The 3,208-nt window shown below is 54.6% G+C and carries 1 tRNA gene and 2 rRNA genes; all 3 read right to left on the bottom strand.

Going from position 1 to position 3,208, the window contains the following annotated elements:
- Positions 1–2: 2 nt before the first annotated feature.
- The 3 genes from AC07O0_RS30275 to AC07O0_RS30265 all read right to left on the bottom strand — a co-directional run bounded on the left by AC07O0_RS30275 (position 3) and on the right by AC07O0_RS30265 (position 3,193).
- Positions 3–79: transfer RNA gene (locus tag AC07O0_RS30275), tRNA-Met, on the bottom strand.
- Between the two features lie 95 nt (positions 80–174).
- Positions 175–289: ribosomal RNA gene (gene rrf / locus AC07O0_RS30270) — 5S ribosomal RNA — on the bottom strand.
- 98 nt (positions 290–387) lie between these two features.
- Positions 388–3,193, bottom strand: a 23S ribosomal RNA gene (locus AC07O0_RS30265).
- Positions 3,194–3,208: the final 15 nt, after the last annotated feature.

Raw genomic sequence — 3,208 nt, 5'->3', positions numbered from 1 at the left:
TTTGGTTGCGGGGGCCAGATTTGAACTGACGACCTTCAGGTTATGAGCCTGACGAGCTACCGGGCTGCTCCACCCCGCGATAATTTGTGTTTTAAACGGCAACGCGGCGCTGGGAGCGGTGAGGCACCCTGCGCCGCGCGCTGGAAGTCATATGAAGAGGGATATCCTTGACAGGCCCGGCAACGACCTACTCTCCCGGGTCTTGAGACACAGTACCATCAGCGCTGAGGAGTTTAACGGCCGAGTTCGGGATGGGATCGGGTTCTGGCTCCTCGCTCAAGCCACCGGGCCGGCGAAGGATATGGCAAGCAATGGTCTTTCCGTGCGGCGCTTTTGGCGCCGTTTTTGTCGCGTTTTGTGTTGGTGTCGCGGACATTGATCATGAGAACGATCAAGCCGATCGAGCAATTAGTACCGGTAAGCTGAGCAGGTTACCCTGCTTACACACCCGGCCTATCAACGTGGTCGTCTTCCACGGCTCTCAAGGGAGAACTCGTTTTGAGGTGGGTTTCCCGCTTAGATGCATTCAGCGGTTATCCCGACCGTACATAGCTACCCTGCACTGCGGCTGGCGCCACAACAGGTCCACCAGAGGTACGTCCACCCCGGTCCTCTCGTACTAAGGGCAGATCCTCTCAATTCTCCTACACCCACGGCAGATAGGGACCGAACTGTCTCACGACGTTCTGAACCCAGCTCACGTACCACTTTAATCGGCGAACAGCCGAACCCTTGGGACCTTCTCCAGCCCCAGGATGTGATGAGCCGACATCGAGGTGCCAAACGATTCCGTCGATATGGACTCTTGGGAATCATCAGCCTGTTATCCCCGGCGTACCTTTTATCCGTTGAGCGATGGCCCTTCCACGCGGGACCACCGGATCACTATGGCCGTCTTTCGACTCTGCTCGACTTGTCAGTCTCGCAGTCAGGCAGGCTTATGCCATTGCACTCAACGAGCGATTTCCGACCGCTCTGAGCCCACCTTCGCACGCCTCCGTTACTCTTTGGGAGGCGACCGCCCCAGTCAAACTGCCTGCCATGCGCTGTCTCGGACCCGGATGACGGGTCGCGGTTAGACATCCATGACGATAAGGGTGGTATTTCAAGGATGACTCCACCAGAGCTGGCGCCCCGGCTTCAAAGTCTACCACCTATCCTACACATGCCGACACGAATGCCAGCGCAAAGCTGCAGTAAAGGTGCACGGGGTCTTTCCGTCTGACCGCAGGAACCCCGCATCTTCACGGGGAATTCAATTTCACTGAGTCTATGCTGGAGACAGCGGGGAAGTCGTTACGCCATTCGTGCAGGTCGGAACTTACCCGACAAGGAATTTCGCTACCTTAGGACCGTTATAGTTACGGCCGCCGTTTACCGGGGCTTCAATTCGGTGCTTGCACACCTCCTTTTAACCTTCCGGCACCGGGCAGGCGTCAGACCCTATACGTCATCTTACGATTTCGCAGAGCCCTGTGTTTTAGTTAAACAGTCGCTACCCCCTGGTCTGTGCCCCCAATGCCTAGTTGCCTAAGCACTGGGCCTCCTTATCCCGAAGTTACGGAGGTAAATTGCCGAGTTCCTTCAGCATAGTTCTCTCAAGCGCCTTGGTATACTCTACCAGTCCACCTGTGTCGGTTTCGGGTACGGTCTGATGTTGGAGCTATTTCCAGGAACCGCTTGGAAGCCAGGTCAATCCAATAAGACCTGACAGCGTACGCGATCCGTCACTACCAACTGGCTGAGGAATATTCACCTCATTCCCATCGACTACGCCTTTCGGCCTCGCCTTAGGGGCCGGCTAACCCTGCGGAGATTAACTTTACGCAGGAACCCTTGGACTTTCGGCGACAGTGTCTTTCACACTGTTTGTCGTTACTCATGTCAGCATTCGCACTTCCAATACCTCCAGGAGCCCTCACGGGTCTCCCTTCGTTGGCTTATGGAACGCTCCGCTACCGCTTGCACAAAGTGCAAACCTTAAGCTTCGGCTCGTGGCTTGAGCCCCGATACATTTTCGGCGCAGGAACCCTTGTTTAGACCAGTGAGCTGTTACGCTTTCTTTAAAGGATGGCTGCTTCTAAGCCAACCTCCTGGTTGTTTTGGGATTCCCACATCCTTTCACACTTAGCCACGAATTGGGGGCCTTAGCTGTAAGTCAGGGTTGTTTCCCTCTCCACGACGGACGTTAGCACCCGCCGTGTGTCTCCCGCGCAGTACTTCTCGGTATTCGGAGTTTGGTTAGGTTTGGTAATACGGTAAGTACCCCGCACCCATCCAGTGCTCTACCCCCGAGAGTATTCACGCGAGGCGCTACCTAAATAGCTTTCGCGGAGAACCAGCTATTTCCGAGTTTGATTGGCCTTTCACCCCTAGCCACAAGTCATCCGAGACTTTTTCAACAGGCACCGGTTCGGTCCTCCAGTAAGTGTTACCTTACCTTCAACCTGCTCATGGCTAGATCACCCGGTTTCGGGTCTAATCCGACGAACTGAACGCCCTGTTCAGACTCGCTTTCGCTGCGCCTACGCCTAGCGGCTTAAGCTTGCTCGTCAGACTAAGTCGCTGACCCATTATACAAAAGGTACGCGGTCACCCAGGACGAACCTTGAGCTCCCACTGTTTGTAAGCATTCGGTTTCAGGTGCTGTTTCACTCCCCTCGTCGGGGTGCTTTTCACCTTTCCCTCACGGTACTTGTTCACTATCGGTCGCTGAGGAGTACTTAGGCTTGGAGGGTGGTCCCCCCACGTTCAGACAGGATTTCACGTGTCCCGCCTTACTCATGTCTCGACTGATTGCAGATCCGTACGGGGCTATCACCCATTGATGCGTGGTTTCCCAACCACTTCCGGTAACGCACAATCGAGCACTGGCCTGGTCCGCGTTCGCTCGCCACTACTAACGGAGTCTCGTTGATGTCCTTTCCTCCAGGTACTTAGATGTTTCAGTTCCCTGGGTTAGCTTTGAACCCCTATGTATTCAGAGTTCAATACCTTCTTGTGATCTCTGTTAGCTTAAGGACAGACTGAAAGCCTATCCTTAGAATAACAGAGATCGAAGGTGGGTTTCCCCATTCGGAAATCCGCGGATCAAAGCTCATTCGCAGCTCCCCACGGCTTATCGCAGCGTATCACGTCCTTCATCGCCTCTCAGCGCCAAGGCATCCACCGAATGCTCTTAAGGCACTTGATCGTTCTCATGATCGAT

The organism is Allobosea sp. GW821-FHT10B12 (assembly GCF_059415545.1).
The sequence above is the reverse complement of the archived record's forward strand: the minus strand, read 5'-3'. Positions and strand labels throughout refer to the sequence as shown.